The organism is Mesorhizobium sp. CNPSo 4688, from assembly GCF_057784295.1.
The window spans coordinates 56,424-76,679 of record NZ_JBWLUY010000021.1 but is presented as its reverse complement, the minus strand read 5'-3'; the positions used below and the strand labels follow the sequence as shown (position 1 = coordinate 76,679).

General features: G+C 62.3%; 19 protein-coding genes. 6 read left to right on the top strand and 13 right to left on the bottom strand.

Features of this window, described 5'->3' with window-relative positions; all coding sequences use genetic code 11:
* Positions 1–250: 250 nt before the first annotated feature.
* Positions 251–2,539 carry a GumC family protein gene (locus tag AC04SH_RS29575; protein ID WP_488577659.1) on the bottom strand — a complete coding sequence of 763 codons (2,289 nt, stop codon included), beginning with the start codon at positions 2,537–2,539 and terminating at the stop codon, positions 251–253.
* Positions 2,540–2,736: 197 nt separating this feature from the next.
* On the opposite strand from AC04SH_RS29575, the gene AC04SH_RS29570 reads away from it, so the two are divergent.
* Complete coding sequence (locus AC04SH_RS29570) at positions 2,737–4,032, top strand: lipopolysaccharide biosynthesis protein (RefSeq protein WP_488577658.1); 1,296 nt, start codon at positions 2,737–2,739, stop codon at positions 4,030–4,032.
* Here the strand turns inward: AC04SH_RS29570 and AC04SH_RS29565 are convergent.
* Genes AC04SH_RS29565 through AC04SH_RS29555 form a run of 3 tightly spaced genes read right to left on the bottom strand, consistent with a single transcriptional unit; the run spans position 4,029 to position 6,912 of the window.
* Positions 4,029–4,952 carry a DUF6492 family protein gene (locus tag AC04SH_RS29565; protein WP_488577657.1) on the bottom strand — a complete coding sequence of 308 codons (924 nt, stop codon included), beginning with the start codon at positions 4,950–4,952 and terminating at the stop codon, positions 4,029–4,031. The genes AC04SH_RS29570 and AC04SH_RS29565 overlap by 4 nt on opposite strands.
* Positions 4,949–5,743 carry a WecB/TagA/CpsF family glycosyltransferase gene (locus tag AC04SH_RS29560; protein WP_488577656.1) on the bottom strand — a complete coding sequence of 265 codons (795 nt, stop codon included), beginning with the start codon at positions 5,741–5,743 and terminating at the stop codon, positions 4,949–4,951. The genes AC04SH_RS29565 and AC04SH_RS29560 overlap by 4 nt, the downstream gene beginning before the upstream one ends.
* Positions 5,740–6,912: a glycosyltransferase gene (locus tag AC04SH_RS29555; protein ID WP_488577655.1), complete on the bottom strand. Its 1,173-nt coding sequence runs from the start codon at positions 6,910–6,912 to the stop codon at positions 5,740–5,742. Before AC04SH_RS29555 ends, AC04SH_RS29560 begins: the two co-directional genes overlap by 4 nt.
* A 171-nt stretch (positions 6,913–7,083) precedes the next feature.
* On the opposite strand from AC04SH_RS29555, the gene AC04SH_RS29550 reads away from it, so the two are divergent.
* From AC04SH_RS29550 to proC, 3 genes are all read left to right on the top strand, one after another.
* Positions 7,084–8,082 carry a glycosyltransferase family 2 protein gene (locus tag AC04SH_RS29550; protein ID WP_488577654.1) on the top strand — a complete coding sequence of 333 codons (999 nt, stop codon included), beginning with the start codon at positions 7,084–7,086 and terminating at the stop codon, positions 8,080–8,082.
* A complete protein-coding gene (locus AC04SH_RS29545; protein WP_488577653.1) occupies positions 8,051–9,382 on the top strand; it encodes an O-antigen ligase family protein in 1,332 nt (443 codons plus the stop codon). The genes AC04SH_RS29550 and AC04SH_RS29545 overlap by 32 nt, the downstream gene beginning before the upstream one ends.
* 74 nt (positions 9,383–9,456) lie before the next feature.
* Positions 9,457–10,272, top strand: coding sequence for a pyrroline-5-carboxylate reductase (proC, locus tag AC04SH_RS29540; RefSeq protein ID WP_488577652.1), 816 nt, complete (start codon positions 9,457–9,459; stop codon positions 10,270–10,272).
* Between the two features lies 1 nt (position 10,273).
* On the opposite strand, the gene AC04SH_RS29535 is transcribed toward proC, so the two are convergent.
* The 5 genes from AC04SH_RS29535 to AC04SH_RS29515 all read right to left on the bottom strand — a co-directional run bounded on the left by AC04SH_RS29535 (position 10,274) and on the right by AC04SH_RS29515 (position 14,386).
* On the bottom strand, positions 10,274–10,666 hold the full coding sequence (locus AC04SH_RS29535) for a type II toxin-antitoxin system VapC family toxin (RefSeq protein WP_488577651.1): 393 nt from the start codon (positions 10,664–10,666) through the stop codon (positions 10,274–10,276).
* Positions 10,666–10,908 carry a type II toxin-antitoxin system VapB family antitoxin gene (locus tag AC04SH_RS29530; protein WP_488577650.1) on the bottom strand — a complete coding sequence of 81 codons (243 nt, stop codon included), beginning with the start codon at positions 10,906–10,908 and terminating at the stop codon, positions 10,666–10,668. Before AC04SH_RS29530 ends, AC04SH_RS29535 begins: the two co-directional genes overlap by 1 nt.
* A gap of 79 nt (positions 10,909–10,987) precedes the next feature.
* A complete protein-coding gene (locus AC04SH_RS29525; RefSeq protein ID WP_488577649.1) occupies positions 10,988–12,301 on the bottom strand; it encodes an NAD(P)H-dependent oxidoreductase in 1,314 nt (437 codons plus the stop codon).
* Positions 12,302–12,455: 154 nt separating this feature from the next.
* Complete coding sequence (locus tag AC04SH_RS29520; RefSeq protein WP_488577648.1) at positions 12,456–13,850, bottom strand: multicopper oxidase family protein; 1,395 nt, start codon at positions 13,848–13,850, stop codon at positions 12,456–12,458.
* Positions 13,851–14,035: 185 nt separating this feature from the next.
* The gene (locus AC04SH_RS29515) at positions 14,036–14,386 is read right to left on the bottom strand and encodes a hypothetical protein (RefSeq protein ID WP_488577647.1); all 351 of its coding nucleotides are present in this window, start codon (positions 14,384–14,386) and stop codon (positions 14,036–14,038) included.
* Positions 14,387–14,542: 156 nt separating this feature from the next.
* Here AC04SH_RS29515 and AC04SH_RS29510 point away from each other — a divergent pair, with 156 nt between their 5' ends.
* Positions 14,543–15,316, top strand: coding sequence for an SDR family NAD(P)-dependent oxidoreductase (locus AC04SH_RS29510; RefSeq protein ID WP_488577646.1), 774 nt, complete (start codon positions 14,543–14,545; stop codon positions 15,314–15,316).
* A gap of 28 nt (positions 15,317–15,344) precedes the next feature.
* Here the strand turns inward: AC04SH_RS29510 and AC04SH_RS29505 are convergent, their stop codons facing one another.
* Positions 15,345–15,764, bottom strand: a complete 420-nt coding sequence (locus AC04SH_RS29505) for a hypothetical protein (protein ID WP_488577645.1) — start codon at positions 15,762–15,764, stop codon at positions 15,345–15,347.
* Positions 15,765–16,092: 328 nt separating this feature from the next.
* Here AC04SH_RS29505 and AC04SH_RS29500 point away from each other — a divergent pair, with 328 nt between their 5' ends.
* Positions 16,093–16,737, top strand: a complete 645-nt coding sequence (locus AC04SH_RS29500; protein WP_488577644.1) for a DUF6314 family protein — start codon at positions 16,093–16,095, stop codon at positions 16,735–16,737.
* A 200-nt stretch (positions 16,738–16,937) separates the two neighbouring features.
* On the opposite strand, the gene AC04SH_RS29495 is transcribed toward AC04SH_RS29500, so the two are convergent.
* From AC04SH_RS29495 to AC04SH_RS29485, 3 genes are all read right to left on the bottom strand, one after another.
* The gene (locus AC04SH_RS29495; protein WP_142869763.1) at positions 16,938–17,231 is read right to left on the bottom strand and encodes a GYD domain-containing protein; all 294 of its coding nucleotides are present in this window, start codon (positions 17,229–17,231) and stop codon (positions 16,938–16,940) included.
* A gap of 654 nt (positions 17,232–17,885) precedes the next feature.
* Positions 17,886–18,470: a hypothetical protein gene (locus AC04SH_RS29490; RefSeq protein ID WP_488577643.1), complete on the bottom strand. Its 585-nt coding sequence runs from the start codon at positions 18,468–18,470 to the stop codon at positions 17,886–17,888.
* A gap of 566 nt (positions 18,471–19,036) precedes the next feature.
* Positions 19,037–20,254, bottom strand: coding sequence for an efflux RND transporter periplasmic adaptor subunit (locus AC04SH_RS29485; RefSeq protein WP_488577642.1), 1,218 nt, complete (start codon positions 20,252–20,254; stop codon positions 19,037–19,039).
* Positions 20,255–20,256 lie beyond the last annotated feature (2 nt).

Sequence of the window (20,256 nt, the reverse complement as noted above, 5' to 3'; positions counted from 1 at the left end):
GCAGCGCTTTTTGGGCGCCATGCTTGCGCGGCATTTTCACGAAATTTGGCCCAGGCAATCCCGTCAAAGCGCCGTCGGATGCCGCTAACTCGAAACCGGCAGCTTTTATTCCGTGCTGGCGGGGTCAGAGCGGCTCATCCTTTCACGGAAAGGCTGAACCGCTCTATTTCTTGTTTTGACGCAATTCCCAAGGGAAAGCGCGCTACGCGCTTTTCCCGGGAAAACCGCTTCACACTTTTCCTGGAATTGCTCAGAAATAGCGGCGGCGCGAACGGTTTTCGGTGAGTTCGCGAACCGCCTCGCGAAATTCGCGCAGGCCGGCGCGGATATCGTCGGTTTGCGCTTGCTGGTCGTCCGGCGCCGTCTCGGCCGGCTGCGCAGAAGACCACCTCTCTGGCGCTGCCTGCAACGGCTGGGCCTGCGAATAGGCGTAGTCAGCCGGCTGAGTGGGCTGCGCGTAGCCGGGCTGCTGCTCATAGGCGGGCGGCGCCTCGTGCCGGAAGTCCGGCTGACGATAGCCGACGGGCTCCTGCATCGGTCTCGTGCGCTCGGCGATGGCCGGCGTGGCTGGTTGGGCGTGGCCTGTCTTGGCGGGTCTTTCCAGCGGCGCCTCGCCGCGTGGTATGGCTTTGCGGACGGCCGAAAGCATCCCGCCGAACAGACCTGGGTTCCGGGTAGGAGCCGTCTCGACCGGCTGCATCGGAGGTGCTGCAGGTGCAGGCAGCGGCGCGCGATAGACCTTGTCTTCGACGGGTGGCCGTCGCTCGTCCATCCGGCCGCGCGAACGCGAACTGGCGGCGTCGCGCAGGCTGGCAAAGGCGCCGCGCATCGCACCGAGACCGATGCCGGAAGCAAGGCCGAGCAGCAGGCCGGCCAGCGCGATCACAGCGCGTGACGGTCCGTTGGGTTCGAGTGGCGGTTGCGCTTTGGTCAGCACGTTGATGTTGGTGGTGTTGATGTTTTGCTGTTCGCCGGTCTCCTTGGCGCGCAGCAGATATTGTTCATAGACGGAGCGCTTGGCGGTGGCATCGCGCTCCAGTTCGCGCAGGCTGACCAGATCGCTGTTGACGTCGCCGCTCTGGACCTTTGCCTGGGCCAGGCGGGAAGCGAGATCCTGCTCAACCTGGACCGAGCGCTTCAAGTCGACCTGCAGCGACGAGGCGATGCGGCGCAGTTCCCCGGCGATGCGCTCGCGTGAGCCGTCGAGCTGGGCGTTGAGCGCCTGGTATTCAGGATGGCGCGGCCCCAGACGCACGGCGGCGCGGTCGGCCTCCTGCTTCAAAGCTGCATATTGTGCGCGCAGTTCGCTCATCGTGTTGGAATTGATTTCTTCCGGCAAGGTGCCGTTGATAACCGAATTGACGTCCAGCGAACGCGCCGACGCGGCCCGCGCATTGAGTTCCAGCGTGCGGGCTCGGGTGACGGAGAGCTGCTCGTTAAGTTTCAGCATCTGGTCGTCGCTGATCAGATGGCCCTGCGCGTCGACGAGATCATGCGTGGCCCTGAAATCCTCGACCTTGCGCTCGGCCGTCTCGACATCCTTGCGCAGGTCATCGAGCTTGGCCGTCAGCTGGTCCGTCGCGCGTCCGGCCATCCCGAACTGGTATTGGGCCGCCTCCTGCTGGAAAACGTCCCTCGTCGTGTTGGCGATCTCCGCCGACTTGTCGGCACTTTGGGTGGTGGCGCTGATGGAAACGACAAAGCTCTTGCCGCTGCGTTCGACCGACAGGCTCTTGGCCAGATTGCCAACCGCCAGCGCCTGGCGGCGCACTTCGCCGGCACCGCCAGGCCCATCCTGGCGCGACAGGATCGAGCGGATGAGCGACATGACGCCAAGACCGCCGGAACCCTGTCCGTTGAACTCCGGATCGTCGACGAGATTGAGATCGGCGACGACCTTGTCGAGGACCTTGCCTGATGTCACCATCTTGATACGGGTTTCGACAACGGCCAGCGCCGCATCTGGCTGCCCGACCGGTTGGGTGAGATCGTTGTCGGACAGCTTCAGGTCGCCTGGCTCAATGACCACCTGGGTGGTGGCCTCGTATTTCTTCGGCGTCGAGACGGCAATGGCAACGCCCAGTACCGTTCCCAGTATCGTCGTCGAGACGATCAGCAGCTTGGACCGGGTGATGCCGCGGACAACCTGCACCGGGTCGATCAGCGGCTTCCATTGCTGATCGTCGTCATCGTCGCGGTCCGGCCGCTGCGTGTCGCCGGCATAGCGGGGTTGTGAACGGTAGGCTTCGAAACGCGTAGCCTCGGCGCGCGGTCTGAAGTCAGACGCGTCGCCCGAAACAGGTTCGCGGTCGGCTCGTGGCGGGTCGGGCGGTGACGCTGGCGCGGGATTCGACCGCGCCTCGCGCTGCGAGCGGGCAATCCGATGACGCGTGGCGGCGTCCTCGCGCCATGACGGATCGGCGCGGTCGCCGATCGAAACCGGCGACGCATCCGCCGCCTCGTCGCCGCGCACAGCCTTGCCGAGCGCCAGGAGCGAGCGCTCGCGCCTCCAGTCTTCACGGTTTTCCCTGTCGACCATTGTCTTGAAACTTACCCTTGGCGGCTTGGGAGCGGCGATCGGCCAATCGTTAAGCCACGCTAAACAGGCATGGGAAACAAAAGGTTAATTTCCTTGGCCCGAAGCCGAAGTTTCTGGCTTCTGCCGCACATTGTCGAGAGCGTAAAAGGGTGGTCAGAACCGCACGTTAAACTTTCCGGCCTATGGCTTTCCTCGACATGATGCAGGCCAGCGACACACCGCAAAGGCGGACACTCGCCCGGATCGGTACCTTCGTGGCCGAACGACGGGGGCTGGTCCGCGACTATCTCTCAGCGATCAGCGGCGCCGGCGGGCGGCTGGTGTTCTCACTCGCCTATTTCATCGCACTCGCCAACACGCTGTCGATCGCCGAGTTCGGCATGTTCGCCACCGCTTCCGCCGCCGGCGTCATGCTGTCGCGGATCCTCGCCTTCGGCTTCATCTCGGCGCTCTACCGTACCGCCACCATCCGCCCCAACCTGATCGGCACGTTCACCGCCGGCTTCCTGATGCTTGGCGTCGTGTCCTTGCCGCTGCTGGCGGTAGCCTCCTGGGGCGTCTACCTGATCTTCTTCGCCAGCACCGTGCCGCTGGCCATCTTTACCGCAATCGTCTTTGCCGAAGCACTTTTGTGGCGGCCGGTCGAGGTGGTGCTGATCGTCAACAATGGGCTCGGCAAATTCGGCCGTGCCGCGGTGCTGTCGATCGTGACAACGGCGTTTCGCGCGCTTGGCGCGGTGCTGTTCATGCTGTCGGGGCAGCACAGCGTCTGGGTGTGGTCGTTGTTCTACATCGGCGCCAACGCTGCCTCGCTGCTGCTTGCCTTCGGCTTCTACTATCCGCGCCAGCGGCTCAGGCTGCGCACCGAGCTGTATCTGCGGCGGCTGGCCGATTCGATCTATGTCGCCGGCGCCGAAGTGCTGTTCTACCTGCAGTCGGAGTTCGACAAACTGCTCGTGCTGGCGATCGGCGGGCCGCATCTGGCGGGCATCTATGCCATCATCATGCGGTTGGTCGACCTGACCGCAATCCCGATCCGCACCTTCTCGATGATGCTGGTGCAGCGCATGATGCGGGCGCCGGAGCTATTGTCGCGACTGCGGGTCAAGAGCGGCATCGAAGCCGGCGTGTTCCTGGTGTCGACTTTGGCACTGGCGGCACTCGGCATCGTGCTGCATTTCTTCCCCAATGCGCTGGGCAGGAATGTCGCCGAGGCAGCACCGCTGGTGGCATTGGCAATCGGCGTGCCGGGACTGCGCAACCTGGTCGAATACCAGGCCGAGCTTCTGTTCGCGCGCGGGCAGACTGCGATCCGCGCACTCAATCTCGGCCTGCTGGCCGGGCTGAAGGCGCTGCTGTTGACCTATGTGCTGACCACGATCGTCGACACGCCCACTCTGGTGCTGTCGCTCAATGTCGTCTTCCTGCTGCTCTATCTCGCCTCGGCACTGCTGACTTACTCGGCGATGCGCAAGCCGGCAAAAGCTATTTAGTCCAGCCCGATCAGACGGCGGATGCGGCCGATATCGGTGCCGATGAAGGATTGCATGCCGATCGCCACCTGCCCCGGCGCCATGGCGGCGACGAAGCTTCGGAATTCGTCATCCGACAGCGCCTCTCCGGTCCAATGCACCCGGCAGAATTCTTCCGAGCCGTGGAAATGGCCGGCGCCCTTCAGCACATCATCGACATAGCGGCCGTAGATCATGCATTCGGAGAATCGGCGCGCCGAGCCGATGACCTCGACCCAGTTCCGGCCATGGACCTTCTCGATCTGAGCACACATCGCCGTCACGGTCTGCCTGCGCCAGGCAATCAGCGTCGAAATATAGTCGTGGGTCGAAACTTCGGATGGATCGATGCCAAGCGCCGAACCCGCATTGCGCGACCAGATGCGGTGCTCGTCGTGACCCTCGCTCGACAGCACGCCGTCGCGGCGGAACAGCCGCACCTTGCCGTCGCGCCAGAAGGCGTTCAGATCGAACGGTTTGACGAACGCGACGTCGGAATCGCAGAAGACCAGCACGTCTTCCCCCGCATGCGCAGCGATGGCGATGCGGCGCAGCTGCTGCACATGCCAGCCGCGCAACGGCTGGGTCTTGAAACTGAGCCAGAGGCGGCGGCGAAACAGGCTCATCGGATCGTCGAACACGCGCAGCCAGCGCGGCAGCAGGTCGCGTTCGTCGACGACAGTGCGGTGGCTGTTTTCCAATTGGCGGAACAGCGCGACGTCGCGATGCTCAACCAGTATGTAGTGATGCGCCACGCCGGAGACATGGCGGTCGAGGGTCTCGCACAGCAGGCGGCAGCGCTCGAAATCCGGCGCATAGCTGGCGGTCACCACCGCCGCTGTCGGCGTCTGCGGCAGGACGCCCGTGTCGGCGGCGGTATCAGGCACGAAGCGGCTGTTCACCGCAGATCTCCGGCAGGCCTGGGCCGATGCGAAAATTTCTGCCTGACGACACGCCACAGAAACACCGGATTGCCGACGACGTAGCGGCGCCACAGCCGGCCCGGCTCGATGCACAGGCGGAACAGCCATTCGAGCCTCAGCCGACGCATCCACAGCGGCGCTCGCGGCACGGAGCCGGAGAGGAAATCGAGCAGCGCGCCAACGGCGATCGGCAGCGTGCAGTGGCGAGCGTCGATATGACGGGCGATCCACAATTCCTGGCGCGGCACGCCCATGGCGACAAGCAGCACGTCGGGCCGCAACGCCTCGATGCGGTCGACGATTGCCTGCTCTTCGGCGGGCGAGAAATAGCCGTCATGGATGACGACGAATTTGTGCTGCACGGCCAGCGCCGTCAGCTTGATCGACGCCGCCTCGGCGTTGGCGCGGGTGGCGCCAAGCAGCCCGACTGTCAGCGGCCTTGCCGATGCCTGCAGAAAGGCCGGAATGAAATCGGTGCCGTTGAGATTGTCCGGGAATGGCGCGCCGTAGAGCAGCTTTGCCGCCAGATCGACGCCGACGCCGTCGGGCAGGATGAGGAAATCGTCGAGCGCTTCGGCAAAGACCGGGTCGGTATAGGCGATGTTGGCATTGTGAGCGTTAAGGAAACTGACCTTGGTGAAGCGCCGCTCGGCAATCAGCCGGGCCAGCAGCGCGATCGCGTCATCCCAGCGGATGGCGAGGACCGAAATGCCGAGGATCATCTTCAGCGTGTCTAGCCCAAGGGCGGCGCGGGCGGTGTGCATATTCATGCAAACACCTCCTGCCCGACCGGCCCCAGCGTTTCCAGGCCGAGCCTGATCGCGGCGTCGAGTGCCTTCATTTGACTGCGATGGAATGCGGTGCCGTCTACATCCCTGACATCGGCGGCCGCCGCTTCCAGCGCGCCGGCGAAGGCGGCCGGATCGTCTGTCACCACGCAGTTGGCCGGGCGATGGTCGATGCCGCGCAGCGAGCGGCTGGTGGCGACCGACGGCAGGCCGAGCTCGAAGGTTTCGATGGTCTTGAGCTGCACGCCGCTGCCGGCGGTGCTGATCAGCGGAATGACGGCGGCGCCGCGCACAAAAGCCTGCGCATCGGGCACACGGCCGACGAATTCGACACCGGGATGCGCAGAGGTGATGTCGGACGGCATGTTGCCGGCGATCCTGATGCGAAAATTGCGCCTGAGATGTGGCACGACTTTTTCCAGGAACCAGTCGAGGCCGATGCGGTTCGGCTGCCAGGTCCAGGTGCCGATCAGTGCCGCGTCGCAATCGATGCGGCGCGGCCTTGCCGGCTTCGGCACTGTCGCAGTGGTCACCAGCGGCAGCACCGCCGAGCGGTCGTCGGAGGCAACGCCGAGTGCGGCGCGGTCTTCCTCGGCCAGCGTGAAGACGAAGCGGGCCCGGCGGCAGAGCCGCTCTTCCATGGTCTTGAGGAGCCTCGCCTCGCGGGCAAACAGCAGGCGCTGGAAGCGACTGTTTGCTGCGGCCGCATTTTCCCTGGCCGAAGCATGTTCGACATTGTGGGCGACGAAGATCGATGGGCGGTCGGCGAACAGTTTTTCAAAGGCGCCAGCGAGCTGCACGGAATTCAGGACATAGCCGTCGAAAGGGCCGGCACGTTCGATGGCGGCGCGGACTTCGCTGTCGGAAACCGCGCGTAGCTTCACAGAAGCGAAGGTGAGTCCTGACAGCATCGCCTTGCCGAGCCAGGCGAGCTTCCGCATCGCCGATGCGCTTTCCGTGCGCACGTCGACGGCGCCGAGCACGATGGTGTTTTCGGGGTCGCTTGCCGCCTTGCCCGGCCAGATAAAGCCTATAACGGTGACGCGCACGCCGGCGCGCCGCAAGGCAGCGATGATCGCAGCGTTGGCGATCTCATAGCCCGAGGCGAGTGCGCCGTCGGGCACGATCGATGTGGCGAACAGCAGATGCATCTCACCTATCCAGGCGTCAGCCACTATCAAAGCTGGGTGAACCCTTGATTAAGTCATGCAAAGCAGCGGATGAAAGGCACCGATCAGCAGGCTCGCTGCGAAAGGTGATTAACGAAACGTTATCATCGCGGTGCTATCGGAAGCCAGATTTAATACATGCGGCTGGAGCGGATGATCCCTTTGCCATCGGATGGTTCGGTATCGATCGCGGGACGCTCTCCGGGGCTCGCCGCCGACACCATCGAAGCCGTCGTCACGCTGCCGACTTTCAAGCGGCCGCAACTGCTCCTGGAAACGCTGGCGTCGCTCAAGGCGCAAACGACTGCCAGGCGTTTTGCCGTCATCGTCATCGAGAATGAGGCTGAAGCGCGTGAGGGCGCCAAGGCGGCAGTGCCGCTGTTCGAGCGCGCTGATATCCAGGGCATGGTTATCATCGCGCATGAGCGCGGCAATTGCAGCGCCTACAATGCCGGCTGGCAGACGGCGATCCTGCATTTTCCTGGCTTCCGCCATCTGCTGGTCATCGACGATGACGAGATCGCCGACGCCGACTGGCTGGAGCGGATGTGCGAGGCGTCGGAGACGCTTGGCGCCGACATTGTCGGCGGGCCGCAAGTACCGGTGTTTGCCGATCAGGCTCACGCCAAATGGGCCGAGCACCCCGTGTTTGCGCCGCCCTATCGCGAGACCGGGCGCGTGGCCGCACTCTACTCCTCGGGCAACCTTCTGGTCGGGCGCAACGTGCTCACCGCCATGGGACCGCCCTTCCTCGACCTCCGCTTCAACTTCATGGGCGGCGGCGATTCCGACTTCCTCAGCCGGTCGGCGCAGAAAGGTTTCGTGCTTGGCTGGTGCGCCGAGGCCAAGGTGCGCGAAGGCGTTCCGGCCAGGCGCGTCGAGGCCGACTGGATCCGCGCCCGCTCCTTGCGCAACGGCGTGATCTCGACCCTGGTCGAGAAAAAGAAACGCGCCGGCACGCCGTTGGCCGGCGTCAAGGTGTTTGCCAAAAGTCTGGCGCTGCTTGCCGCTTCGCCGCTGCGCGGTGCGATCAAGCTGGCGCGGACAGGCTCCTTGTCGACGGCGCTTTATCCCGTCTATGTCGCGCTCGGCCGCGTGCTTGCCGAATTCGGATACGCCAATGAGCAATACAGGCAGCCTGAAAAGAACTGACGAGCTGCTGCTGGGCGGCATCGTCACCCGCGACGGCGTGGCGACGGCGATTGCCGCGCTGTTGTTTGCCGTCATCATCGTGTCGTTCCGGCCGTTTCAGCCGGCAGGTGCGGAACTGACCGGCGACGGAGGCGACATCGTCAACCAGCTCGGCTTCAGTTCGCTCGGCGCCATTTCGATCTTCTCACTGCTGACGTTCGCCGACCCCAAGGTGGTGCGCTCGCTGCTCAGCCCGTCCTGGATCCTGATCCTCGGCTTTTTCATGCTTTCGGTCATCAACGCGACCGACCCGTCCTCGGCGATGCGCGCGGCCTTTTTCACGCTGCTCGGCGTCTTGACGATAGCGACGGTCCTGGTGCTGCCGCGCGACGCCGAGAGTTTTTCGAAAGTCATCATCTTCTGCGCCATCGTCGTCATCGGCCTGTCCTATATCGGCCTCATCGTCTTTCCGCACGAGGCGCTGCACACGGCCGACTCGCAGGAGCCTGAACATGCGGGCCTGTGGCGCGGCGTCTTCGCCCACAAGAACATCGCCGGGCCGATCATGGCCTGTTTCAGCTTTGCCGGGCTCTATCTCTTCCGGCGCGGCCAGAAATTCTGGGGCGTGGCGATCTTCAGCGCGGCGATGGTCTTCATGCTGCACACCGGCTCCAAGACGACGGCCGGCCTGGTGCCGTTCTCGATTCTGATCGTGGTGCTGCCAGGCCTGATCGGCATGCGGTTCGGCACGCCGATCCTGTTTGCGCTGGCGATCATCGCGACGGCGGTCGGCACGCTCGGCATCGTCTTCATCCCGCCGGTGAAGGAGCTGGCGGCGACCTATTTCCCCGACCTCACCTATACCGGACGTACGACGCTGTGGGAGTTCTCCGGCGAGATGCTGGCGAAGAAGCCGTGGACCGGCTACGGCTATGAAAGTTTTTGGGGCACGCCGCTGCTGCTCAGCCAGGACCAGCCTTTCGACCGGCCCTGGGACATCCGGACAATCGTGCATGGCCATGACGGCTATCTCGACATCGCCGTGCTGATGGGCATTCCGGCGCTTTGTGTGGCCGTCTACACCTTCCTGATCGCGCCGCTGCGCGACTACATGCGCATCCCGCCGCGCAAGGAGAACATCTATCTCGGTGACTTCTTCATGATGGTGGTGCTGTTTACGGCGCTGAACGCTTTCCTCGAAAGCTTCTTCTTCCATCGCGGCGACCCGGTCTGGCTGTTCTTCGTGCTCGGCGTGCTTGGCCTGAGGCAAGTGTCGCTGCGGCCGATCGCGGTGCGCCGGCGCTCTTACCGGCTGGCCTGATCCAGCCAGCCTTGAGGGTCTTCCCCGCCCGTCGGTGAGCGTTTAAGGAGAAGCCTGTCTCGGAGGGCTCTCAAATGACGATCAGGCTTGTTCTCGCCGGCTGCGGCAATATGGGTTACGCCATGCTGGCGGGCTGGCTGAAATCCGGCAAGCTTGCTCCGCATGCCGTGTTCGTGGTCGAGCCCAATGCCGAGTTGCGCAAGCGCGCCGAGCATCTTGGCTGCGGTGTCGCCGAGGATGCCAACGGCATCCCGGCCGATGCTGAGCCCGACCTCGTCGTCATCGCCGTGAAGCCGCAAGTCATCCGTGACGTCACCACTGCCTACAAGCGTTTCGCCGATGGCAGGACCACCTTCGTCAGCATCGCCGCCGGCACGCCTGTCGCCACGTTCGAGCATATCCTCGGCCATCTCGCACCCATCATCCGCTGCATGCCGAACACGCCGGCGGCAATCGGCAAGGGCATGATGGTGGTCTATTCCAACCCGCTGGTGACCGACGATGTCAGACGTTTCGTCGCCGAGTTGCTGTCGGCGAGCGGGGTGGTGACGACGATCGACGATGAAGGCCTGATGGATGCGGTGACGGCGGTTTCGGGGTCCGGCCCGGCCTACATCTTCCACTTCATCGAGGCGCTGACGGTTGCCGCCGAGAAGGCCGGGCTGCCGGCCGAGACCGCCAGGCTGCTGGCCATGCAGACCGTCTATGGTGCCGCCGCGCTCGCCGCCGAAAGCGGCGAGGAGCCCGGCCTGCTGCGCCAGCAGGTCACCAGCCCCAACGGTACGACCGCCGCAGCACTTGCCGTGCTGATGGGCGAAGACCGGCTGACCAAGCTGCTGACCGAAGCGGTGGAAGCGGCGCGGTTGCGGTCGATAGAGCTGGGGAAGTAGGTCAGGCCAGATCGGTGTAGGAAAAGTCTTTCCCTTTGTAGAGCAAGGGCATGCCACGGCTTTTTGCCGATGCATATGACAGGCAGTCGGCGAGATTGAGCTGAGCCGGGTGGCCGCGACCTTTGCCATAGTCCGAAAAAGCCTGGATCGCGAGCTTGGTATCACCACTTTCGATCGGAACCACCTCGATCGCGGCCTCGCGCAGGAAGTCTTCTATCGCCCTCTCGGCGAAGAGCGGCTCCACCACCAACTTCGATGAAAGCCGCATCGCCGCTTCGAGCACGACCAGCGGAGATGTTATCCGTATCGAGGCCTGCCCGATCCGGCGGCTCCACTCGGCGGCGTCTTCCTCTCCGGAGAGGACAGCGATCACCACCGAGGTGTCGATGAACATCAGGAATGTCCCCACATCTCGTCGATCTCATCCTTGGTCAAATCCCTGCCGCCGCTTCCCGCCTTGGCCTTCAGGTCGTTCGAGATGGCGGCCAGCCGTTCAGCCAGCGGAACCTGTTCGCGTTCGCGCTGAAGCTCGGATTCGAGCGCTTCGATTACCGCCTCGGTCATTGAAATCTTTCGCTTTTCGGCAAGTTGCCGGGCGAGGTCACGGGCGCGCGGGTCTCTGATCTGGAGATTCATTTTGGAAGCCTCCGGTCGTTGTCACTACAATATAGTGAACTTGTCATGACAAAACCAGAGGCTGGCCTGCCATGCAATCTCAACCCCCGTAAAGCATCTCATCCTGCAGCTTGCGCAGGGCGTACAGCCTTGTCGTCTGGTCGGGCGTGGCATTGTCCACGGTCAGCAATTCACCCTTCCTGACCGGTTTGAGCACCTTGCCGCCCTCGAGCAAGCCGACCGGCACGGCGCGGTGGGCACGGGCCTCTTCAGCGGTCATGGTCCAGGAACGGTAGCAGGTCTCGCCAATGGCATCGAACGTTTCGCCCACGGCGAGATCGCGCTTGGCGACCGCGCAGACCTCGGCGACCGGCTTCGGCAGCGGCACCATGTCGGGTCGGCCATAGAGCATGATGCGCGCCGCGGTCAGCGGCACTTCCAGCGAGGTCAAATGATAGGGCCGGAAGAAGCTGTAATAGGGGCCGTGGCCGATATGCAGATCGTCCATGCGCTCGACGATGCGCGGATGCGTGGCCTCGACGATGACGAAGACGCCGGGCGCCACGCCCTTGCCGATGGTGTAGTCGACGACGCCCTTCTTCGACAGGATGCCACCATCGGCGCGTGGAACGAGCACTTTTGCCAGCTGGTCGCGGTCGGCCTTGGGTCCGTGCATGCCAGGCACATCAGGCACCAGCCCGGTGGCGTTGGCGATGGCGCACATCTCGACCATGGTTTTCGAGCCGTCTACGAACTCGACCAGCATGCGCGGGTTCATGTTGCGGCGGATGGCTTCCTCGCGATAGTCATCCGGCACGGCATCGTGGTTGAGCGGGTTGTTCTTGCCCTTGCCAGCCGAGACGATGGTGTAGCCGAGCGCCGAGGCGAACTCGATCAGCTCCATGCAGCTCGACGGCTCGTCGCCGGCGCCGACAGAATAGACGACACCGAGCCGGTCGGCCTGCTGCTTGAGATAGCAGCCGATGGTGACATCGGCCTCGACGTTCATCATCACCAGATGCTTGCCATGCTCCATCGCCTTGAGGTCGAAATCGGCGGCAACACCGGGCTTTCCCGTGGCGTCGATGACGACGTCGATCAGCGGATTTGTGACCAGCATGTCGTTCGAGGTGATGGCGATTTTCCCCGCCTCGATCGCGGTGGTGACTTTCGATGCCGTGTCGGCCTCGACCGCCATCGCCTCATCGCCATAGGCAATGCGGATGGCATCACGCGCGGTGTGCGGGCGGCGCGTCGAGACGGCGCAGACCTCGATGCCCGGCATCAGCATGCCTTGCGTGACGAGATCGGTGCCCATTTCGCCGGAGCCGATGACGCCGATGCGCACCGGCTTGCCCTCGGCGGCGCGCCTGGCGAGATCGCGGGCCAGTCCGGTCAGGGCAACATTGGTCATGCAAGCGTGTCCACGGCTTCTTGATTTGCAGGCGGGAATAGCAGGGAACGGCCCTGCTTTGCCAACGAAACCGGCGGACCGCGGCAATTTCTCGAACAATAAGCTCGGCCGGCCAGGTTAACCCGCTCCTGAGGCGGATGGCCCGAGCGTCCCTTCAAACCACCCTGATGTAGCTCGTCATCCCCGATTTCTGATGCTCGATGATGTGGCAATGCAGCAGCCAGTCACCGGGATTGTCGGCGACGAAGCCGAGTTGCACCTTCTCGTTGGGCTGAATGAGATAGGTGTCGGAGATTACCGGCTGTACCTGGCGCGTCGACGACGACAGCACCTTGAAGCTCATGCCGTGCAGATGGATCGGATGCGATTGCGGCGTCAAATTCTCCATGTCCACGACATAGCTTTTGCCGAGCTTCAACTCGGCCAAGGGTGCGGTCGGGTCCGGCGTGTCGCCGGGCCATGGCACCTTGTTGATGGCCCAGAAACTGTAGCCGAGCGAGCCGCATACGCCGTCGCTCGGGACGTTTTCCGCCGTGGCGCTGAGCGAGAGCGCAATGTGTTTCGCGCTGGCGAGATCCACCTCCGCCACGGGGTTGACCTCCAGGGGCGGGAGGTCACGCAGGTCTCGCTTGAGCGAGCTGCCGGTGGCGCGCAGCGTGGCGAGCGTCTTGGGCTTGGTGCCCCGGACATCGCCGAGGCTGACGATTGCGCCCTCCTCGTCGGGCATGCGGATGGCGAGATCCATGCGTTCGCCTGGTCCAAGCAGCAAGGCGTCCGGTGCAAAACGTTGCGGCACCGGATTGCCGTCGAGCGCAATGACCGCGGCTTCCGCGCCCTCTACACGAAAGGCGTAGATGCGGGTGACGTCGGTGATGGCGACCCGTAGCTGCACCAGCCCGCCGGCCGGCGCGTCGAACTGCGGCTGGTCGAGCCAGTTGGCGGTGCGCACCGTGCCATAGGTTCCGGTTTTTGCGGCATCGCGTGGCCTGAACTGCTGGATGAACTGGGCGTCGTCGCCCAGCCGCCAGTCGCGCAGATTGACGACCGCCTCGGCGTCGAATTTCGGATCGTTGGGATTCTCGACCACGATCACGCCGGTCAGGCCGTGGCCGATCTGTTCCAGCGTGTTGCAATGCGGGTGATACCAGAAGGTGCCGGCATCGGGCGGCGTGAAAGCGTAGTCGAAATGATCGCCGGTATAGACGTAGGGCTGAACCAGGAAGGGGACGCCGTCCATCTTGTTTGGAACGCGAATGCCGTGCCAGTGGATGGTCGTCGGATCGTCGATGGCGTTGACGAGGCGCGCGGCGAAGGGTTGGCCCTTTTTCATCCGCAACACCGGCGGCATTCCTGATACACCATAAGTCAGCACGTCCCGGGTCTGGCCGACATCCATGAGCTTCGCCTGGATCTTTGCCGTCTTGAGCACCACAGGCTCCGGAGCGGCCGCAGCCCAGCCGCCGAGCCTGGCCATCGCCGCAAGACCGACCCCGCCGACGCCGGCTACCGCGGCTGTTTTTAGAAGCCTGCGGCGGGTGAGTACGGTCATCTAGAGCTCCAACTGAACATAGTCGCGCCAGTGTCCTGGATGGTGACGGCAACCGGCGCAAGTGCCGATACTGCCACATCGCTTCCCTGTCATGCCATGGCGAGCCGATGACATTTGCTTGCGCTATAGCGTTAACGCTGGCGTCACGACCATTCGTCCGCCCGCCGGAGCGCGGCACTCCAGTTTCAGTGCAGTTCGGCGAGCAGCGCCTGCACTTCGGCGAGGTTCTTTTCCGAACCGGCGGCGAGATCGTCCATCTTCTTTTCGCGGAAGATGCCGAGCGCCTCCTGACAGGCGGCGATGGCTTCCTCGGCCATCGTTTTGTCCTTGCGGGCCGCGCCCAGGTCGGCCAGCACGTCGCACAGGCTGTCCTGCGTGCAAGCGACAGCCGGCACCGAATTGATCTTCTTTTGCACCACGATCGCTTCACGCAGGACCAACACCGCCTCTTCGAAATGAGCGACGTTGTTTTCGGCGCGGCCGGCCATGGTCAAGGCAAAACCCAGCGATATCTTGCGCAAACGAGATGGCATCATGATGGCCGCCCCATGGCAAGTCCTTGGGCGAGCTGTGTTCTTGTCGTCGGCGATGCGCACGGCGCTGGCTGGCTTTCAGCTTGCGAGCGGATACTGTTCAGCACGGCCGCCGGATAATGCAAGTCAGGCTTGACGGCTTCTTAGGGGAGGTTTGCGATGACAACGGATTACACGCCGAAATTCGATCTGGCCGGCAAGGTGGTGCTGGTCACCGGGGCCTCACGCGGAATCGGCCGCGCCTGTGCGCTGGCCTGCGCCGGTTCCGGCGCCGACATGATTGTCGGCGTGCGCAGCAAGGCCGACGGGGCGGAATTGACCGCCGAGATCGAGCGCATCGGCAGGCGGGCGCTGGCGGTGGAGATGGACTTGACCGATCTCGCCACCGTGCGAAAGGCGGTCGCCGAGGCGCATACCGCCTTCGGCCGCATCGACGTTCTGGTCAACAATGTCGGGCTCGGGCCGGAAAACCTGGCCGAGAACGTCACCGAGGACGATTTCGACCTGACGGTGAACGTCAACCTCAAGGGCACCTTCTTCACCACCCAGGCGGTGGCAAAGCTGATGATTGCGCAGAACGGTGGGCGCATCATCAACATCAGCTCGCAGGCCGGCACGGTGACGCTGAAGGGCGAGGCCATCTACTGCATGAGCAAGGCGGCGATAAACCATCTGACCCGCTGCCTGGCCGCCGAATGGGCGCAGCACGGCATCGCCGTCAACAGCGTGGCGCCGACCTTCATCTGGACCGATGGCACCCGCCCCTCGCTGGCCGAGCCGGAGTTTCATGCGCATGTGCTCAACCACATTCCGCTCGGCCGCATCGGCGACCCGATCGACGTCGCGGGAACCGTGGTGTTCCTGGCTTCGCCGGCGGCATCGCTGATCACCGGCGCCAACATCCTGGTCGATGGTGGCTGGTCGGTGGCGTGAGCCCCCCGGCGCTTCGCCTGGAGCTGCACTACTTGATCACGATCGTCGCGTTCGGAATCTTGACGCCATTGCTGCCCGGGAAGGACGCGCCGAGAAACGCCTTCATGTCGTCGATGATGGCGATGACGCGCTGGCGGCTGTCGACAAAATTGATGTCGTCAGTGGCGGTTGCAAGCTTCGCCGCCGGATTGATGCAGCCGATCGACGACAGGAAGCCGCGGCCCGGATGCATCAGTATCCCGACCCGTTTGCCGGTCGGCAGCAGCAGCAGGCCGGGACGCTTCAGCGCGGCCGGATTGACGTTCGATGTGTAGCCGATCGTCACATATTTGGCACCGGCTTGCGTGAACAGATTATAGGTGCCGGCCTCGACACAACGATTGTTGCCGGCAGTGCCGTTGTCGCCCGGGCCTTTCGTTTCGGCAGTCACGCCGGAAAGACCAGCCACTTTGACACCGTCGTGAAAGACTTCGTACTTCCCGACTGTTCTGCGCTTCGGGCCTCTTGTCTGCTCACCGGTACGCGTAATTCTCAATTCCCAATTCTTGGCCATTTCACCCTCCCTGCCCTGTTAAGATCGTTGCGCAAGACATCAATAAAATCGAGCGCATCGACAACGATGTGTTGTCGATCTCGATTGCTATACAGACATGTTGCTCCCGGACTGTGAGTTTGTTCACTCCAGGGCAAGAACTTTCCGGCCGCACGCGGCTGGAGCGAAGACATAGCGGCCGGCAGTGACTTTGCGATCGTCGAACACCGTGCCATGAGCCCGGATGCGGCACGTCCTGCATGCCGCCGTGCAAGACTGGTGTCTGTTGTCAGACGGCCGTTATAAAACGAAGCTAATCGCCAGTTTTGTGACCCTGACAGGCGTCATGGTCGAATGGCTTTGCCCGACGCTGTCCAGGTCTTTATTGTTATCCGTGACACGACGCGAAGCGCGGTATTGTTACGGGTATAATGTGGATCGCATCCATTTGACCGAAGATGCGGCCGGCGCCGACGCCAGGCCGTGGCACAGCATCGCCGACAGCCTTGCCGGCGACTGGACGGTCCGCCGCACGATGATCGATTTCCTTGCTGGTGCGACATACAATTTCACCGGCAACGCCGTGGTGACCGCGGATGCATTCACCGAGCGCGGCATCATGCAAATCGGTGCTCATGCGATGCCGGCAAGCAGAGCCTACAAGCTCGAGCGGCGCGGCCACTTAGTCGGGATACTTCGTGCCGACGGCAGCGAATTCATCCTGCTCGAGCCGAAGGCAGTGCAAAGCGTCCAGCATCATTGCGGCGCCGATGTCTATGCCGGGCGCTTCTTGTTTCGTAGCCCGGACGAATGGGCCGAGGCGTGGCGGGTCAAAGGGCCGCGCAAGAACTACGCGAGCCTCAGCCGGTTTCGTCGCCTGGGGACCTGATGAACCAGCTTGGCCTAGGCAAGTAGATCACGAGGTCATGACCTCGTAGATCCAGCCGGAAAGGCCCCATGCGTCGAGTTGGACATCCCTCAAGAAACCCCGGCTCTGCCGGGGTTTCGCTTAATGGAAAACGGACAGGCTTGCCGCCGTTCGGCTCAGCAGTCGGCTTCAACCGTCTGCGCAAGGCAGCACAGCGGCGGTCAGGCCATCTTTGCCATTATCTTGGCCATATCCGCCGCGTCGAACGCCCTCAATGTCTGAGTTCTGATGTTGCCTAGCGATGCGATCGACAAGGCTAGTGCGGTCGCAGCAATGTCGTCGTCGGCTTCAGCAATCGCCACAACATCATGTTGACCAAGCGTCCACAACAGGGTGTGAACCTTGATGCCGTTCTTGCTGGCCATCGCCTTGAAGGCCTCAGCACGTTTCTGAGTATCCTTTATGCTCTTGATACCTTGATCTGTGAAATTTGACAGCAATACGTAATAAGCCATTTGTTCCTCCCATGGTGGGAGCGGGCGGGCACTCACGGCGCGTCCGCCGTCTCCCGGAACTACGATAACACGAGTCAGGTGCGCGAACCACTTGCGGCAAGGAAAGCCTTGCCTTGCAAATCAAGGGCTTCAATGATTTCAAGGAGATAGGCTGGTGCTGCGAGAGAGGATTGAACTCGCCCCTCAGCATCCTAACTAGCTGAATTTTATCGGTTATTCTTTTCCCGCTACTGCATCTGTGTACCACCCCTGTGTCCAAAGAACAAGGTTGGCATTAGGTTATTCCGGAACGCTGTCCGTTTCTCAAGTCACCACAAAGTCACCTATTTAGCTTGGAGCACAACACCGAAATCGTCGTCGGTGTTCGGGACCACAAGTTGGCCGGACAAATTCTTGTCGCCAGGTCCTGGCGTGGTGATATCGTAGGAACCAGGGGGAACATCGGGAATATAGAAAGAGCCGTCTGATCCCGTTATCCCGTTTAGGCAAGAGTCCCCCGGCGCAACGCCGCTGGGGCAAAGGGTAATTGGGGCGAGAGGGAGCGGTTGGGCAGGCCCGGTAATGAGGTCTCCAAGCAGACCACCCGCCCGCACTTCCTCAGCCCCAAAAAACACAAGGCACATCACAAATCCTGAAAGTGTCCGAAAACGGCGACTAGTGCGCACCTGTCATCTCCACTTTCTTCAAATCGGCTTTAGCTGGCTTTTCCTTCATAGCGACGGCTTCGTAGGTAATTTTGTGAGCGTCTTCCTCAATCTTCCCCAGATTAAGATACATCTGCTGTGCGATGTACCCCGGGTATTCGAAAACTAATCGTTCATAAGGAAAAGACAGTTTTCCGGATGACTCTCTTTTCATTGGTATCTTGCCAACCCACTCCAAATGATTAGATCCAATCTGTCTTACATTTTCTATGGGAGGATAAAGCGACATTTGGGTCATGCGTGAGTCTACAACAACTTCTGGACCAGTAAGATCAATAGATCCCAGAATTGTATATTCTTCATACTTTGGAAATTCCTTTTCATCCGGCAGTATTTCGTATGTTATGCCGACTGACAGTAAAACTAGAGCAAAATATCCTGCAAACGCACCAGTTAGATTAACGCTAAAGCCCTGTAGCGGTCCACTTACTTGTGCATTACTTGGCAAAAGAATGTATATTAAAAGCGCCGGTATGAGCGGTAGCAGAATAATCGCTGCCAGCACGACTAGGAAAGGCGGGATGGACTCGATCATCTGCACGTTGCCTCCGCAAAGCCAAGCGAACTAAGAATATTGCTCCTAATCTTGTGGGTTGTCAAAGCAGTCGAGGACACCCGCTGCACTTCGATCTGTCTTGACCGCTCAAGCAGATAGTTGGCGCATCGTATTTGACCGGCAAGCAGAAGCCCATCGAGGTATTGGCCGAGCGTATCCGTTTTGGTGCAAATTGCTCTGCCGGCCAGCAAATCCGGGCCTGTCATTGTCACCTCGTGGTTGCCCGCCGAGCAAGCGCCTTCAGGTGCCGTGGCCGGGACACACTCGGCTAGGTCGCTCCTAGCTTGCCTTCTTCTCGCCGTTGCGTGAGCCGAGGAGGCTCGCTTCGCGATACTGGACAAGTAACTCGCAGGCCCCTTCAAGCGCTGTGCCGACGTGCCGCAGGACGCGCCCGCGAGAGCGAGGATAAACATGCAGTTCGTGCTCTCCTGCGGGCCCGCTTTTCCATTCCTTGTGTGTGCCCGATGCCATCCTGTGGACGAGCTTGGCCGCCTGGACGCGCTTGTACTCCAGCTTCCGGTCCGCCTGCTGGAGGCATTTCCGCCCTATCGCACATCACGCTCCGCTATGGTCACGCCGTCCGTGACTCGATCACTCGGGTGCAGAACCACGCGATCGCCTGCGGCAAGGCCTGATTGAACCTCCGCCATCCGATTGTTTCGCTGACCGACCTTGATGATCGTTGCCCGTGCACGACCATCCTTGACTGCGAACACCGCCCAGTCGTCCCCTTGTCGGAACAGGGCGCCCACCGGCACGGTCAGGACGTCCGTGGCTTTCCAAATCGTGACATGCACGATCACCCGATAATCGTGTCCCAGTGCCGACCATTTTGCGGGAGGGTCGGTGAAGTCGATGGTCGTGCGGACGCGTTGTTCCTCGATGCCGAGTGCGGAAATCTTCGTGAAGCCCGCGGGATCGACGCGTTCGACGCGGCCATGGACCGGGGATCCACCCCAGTTGTCGATCCACACGGGCGCGCCTTGTTTGATCCTGATAGCGTCGATTGACAGGAGGTCCGCGACGATTTCGAGATCGAGCGGGTCACCAATTTCGATCAGCGGTGCACCGGCCTGAACCACACCTTCGCTCTCCTGGATGATGTTCAGGACGCTGCCTGTCACGGGAGTGCGCAACGGTATGCAGCAGGCCGGATCTGGATCCGGGATGGCCCCCGACTGTTCACCTAACCGTGCTTCAACGCTGTCGCGCTCGTTTCGGCGAACCTCCAGCTGAGCCTTCGCACTGGCTAAGGCCGCTTCATTGGTCTCGACGTCGAATCTGGCTCCGTCGAGGACCTTCAGGGAGATCGCCTCGGTGCGCGCAAGCGCTTCGGCCCGCCCCAACTCCGTTCGCGAAAATGCGAGCGCGGCTTCGATACGGCGTATTTCGGCTGCCGCAAGGCTTACCGCCGCATCGGCCGCAGCCAGCGCCGACCGCAGCTCCTCATGGGTGCGCGCATCATGAAAGCTCGGCAGCGTCGGTTGCATCACCGCCACTACAGTTTCGTCCTTTGTGACCTGGTCCCCGATGTGGAGAGGTGGAGAGATGCGCAGGACCTTGCCCGCGATGGGGGCGGACACTGTGTAGAGATGACGCACGCGCGTTTTCGCCTCGTCGTCGATCGTGACTTCCATAGGCCCTTTCGTCAGTGTTGCCAGATCCACTGCAATCGGCCGCGGCCATGCGAACCAGACGGCGCCGGCGCTCAACGCCACCAAGGCCGCAATGCCCAACGTTCGCTTCATCCAGATCGTGCGCATGG

What these genes read in the sequence shown, in the direction of transcription:
- AC04SH_RS29575 (WP_488577659.1), bottom strand. Translation starts at nt 2,539, where the DNA reads ATGGTCGACAGGGAAAACCGTGAAGACTGGAGGCGCGAGCGCTCGCTC.
- AC04SH_RS29535 (WP_488577651.1), bottom strand. Translation starts at nt 10,666, where the DNA reads ATGTTCATCGACACCTCGGTGGTGATCGCTGTCCTCTCCGGAGAGGAA.
- AC04SH_RS29510 (WP_488577646.1), top strand. Translation starts at nt 14,543, where the DNA reads ATGACAACGGATTACACGCCGAAATTCGATCTGGCCGGCAAGGTGGTG.
- AC04SH_RS29515 (WP_488577647.1), bottom strand. Translation starts at nt 14,386, where the DNA reads ATGATGCCATCTCGTTTGCGCAAGATATCGCTGGGTTTTGCCTTGACC.
- AC04SH_RS29525 (WP_488577649.1), bottom strand. Translation starts at nt 12,301, where the DNA reads ATGACCAATGTTGCCCTGACCGGACTGGCCCGCGATCTCGCCAGGCGC.
- AC04SH_RS29545 (WP_488577653.1), top strand. Translation starts at nt 8,051, where the DNA reads ATGAGCAATACAGGCAGCCTGAAAAGAACTGACGAGCTGCTGCTGGGC.
- AC04SH_RS29495 (WP_142869763.1), bottom strand. Translation starts at nt 17,231, where the DNA reads ATGGCTTATTACGTATTGCTGTCAAATTTCACAGATCAAGGTATCAAG.
- AC04SH_RS29555 (WP_488577655.1), bottom strand. Translation starts at nt 6,912, where the DNA reads ATGCATCTGCTGTTCGCCACATCGATCGTGCCCGACGGCGCACTCGCC.
- AC04SH_RS29520 (WP_488577648.1), bottom strand. Translation starts at nt 13,850, where the DNA reads ATGACCGTACTCACCCGCCGCAGGCTTCTAAAAACAGCCGCGGTAGCC.
- AC04SH_RS29530 (WP_488577650.1), bottom strand. Translation starts at nt 10,908, where the DNA reads ATGAATCTCCAGATCAGAGACCCGCGCGCCCGTGACCTCGCCCGGCAA.
- proC (WP_488577652.1), top strand. Translation starts at nt 9,457, where the DNA reads ATGACGATCAGGCTTGTTCTCGCCGGCTGCGGCAATATGGGTTACGCC.
- AC04SH_RS29570 (WP_488577658.1), top strand. Translation starts at nt 2,737, where the DNA reads ATGATGCAGGCCAGCGACACACCGCAAAGGCGGACACTCGCCCGGATC.
- AC04SH_RS29485 (WP_488577642.1), bottom strand. Translation starts at nt 20,254, where the DNA reads ATGCGCACGATCTGGATGAAGCGAACGTTGGGCATTGCGGCCTTGGTG.
- AC04SH_RS29500 (WP_488577644.1), top strand. Translation starts at nt 16,093, where the DNA reads ATGCGGCACGTCCTGCATGCCGCCGTGCAAGACTGGTGTCTGTTGTCA.
- AC04SH_RS29490 (WP_488577643.1), bottom strand. Translation starts at nt 18,470, where the DNA reads ATGATCGAGTCCATCCCGCCTTTCCTAGTCGTGCTGGCAGCGATTATT.
- AC04SH_RS29560 (WP_488577656.1), bottom strand. Translation starts at nt 5,743, where the DNA reads ATGAATATGCACACCGCCCGCGCCGCCCTTGGGCTAGACACGCTGAAG.
- AC04SH_RS29550 (WP_488577654.1), top strand. Translation starts at nt 7,084, where the DNA reads ATGATCCCTTTGCCATCGGATGGTTCGGTATCGATCGCGGGACGCTCT.